We start from the raw sequence: 549 nt of genomic DNA, 5'->3' as shown, positions 1-549 counted from the left end.
CTTGGGCGTAGTGCAGGACGGCTTTGATCGGTTCGTCGGCCATGCTCATGCCACCTCACCATCGGAGGTGGCTGTGCCAGTGGTGAATTCGACGCCGAATGCGCGGTCGTAGTCGGCCAGATCGCGAACCAGGTGATCACCTGCGGTGGGTGGCTGGCCGGTTTGGAACTGCTGTCGCAGCGCTGCGGCGGTGGCGACGTGGGCGGGATCGGTCAGCGTTTGTCGCGCCGCCCAACAGCGGTCATGAGCCGCCAGGAGGCGGCCGGCTCGGGCCACCGTCACCTGGGCAAGGGTGGTGGTCACGTCGACGAGTTGGCCGATCGCACCCGGGTCCACGGAGTAGTCGTTACCGGCCACCCGCACGTAGTAGTCACGTCCCAGCCGCACCGAGGAAACCGACTGCACGACCGGCGGCACCGGCGGCAGCGCCAACATGTGAGCTCGATCGGCATCGAGGAAGTCGACCGGGCGACCATCGAGGACCCGCACCCGACGCGCGTTGGCAGTCGCAAGCCATTGGTCGAGTTGACTGTTGAAGTCCTGCGGTGA

1 protein-coding gene is annotated in these 549 nt (G+C 66.7%); it reads right to left on the bottom strand.

Annotated elements, in window-relative coordinates; all coding sequences use genetic code 11:
• Positions 1-45: 45 nt before the first annotated feature.
• On the bottom strand, positions 46-549 hold a 504-nt coding region (locus RMCN_RS08380; RefSeq protein WP_409366044.1), incomplete at its 5' end, for a Mu transposase domain-containing protein.

This window comes from Mycolicibacterium novocastrense, assembly GCF_001570485.1.
GTDB classification, from domain to species: Bacteria; Actinomycetota; Actinomycetes; order Mycobacteriales; family Mycobacteriaceae; genus Mycobacterium; species Mycobacterium novocastrense.
Note: the sequence above shows the minus strand (reverse complement) of the source record. Positions and strands in the feature narration are given on the sequence as shown.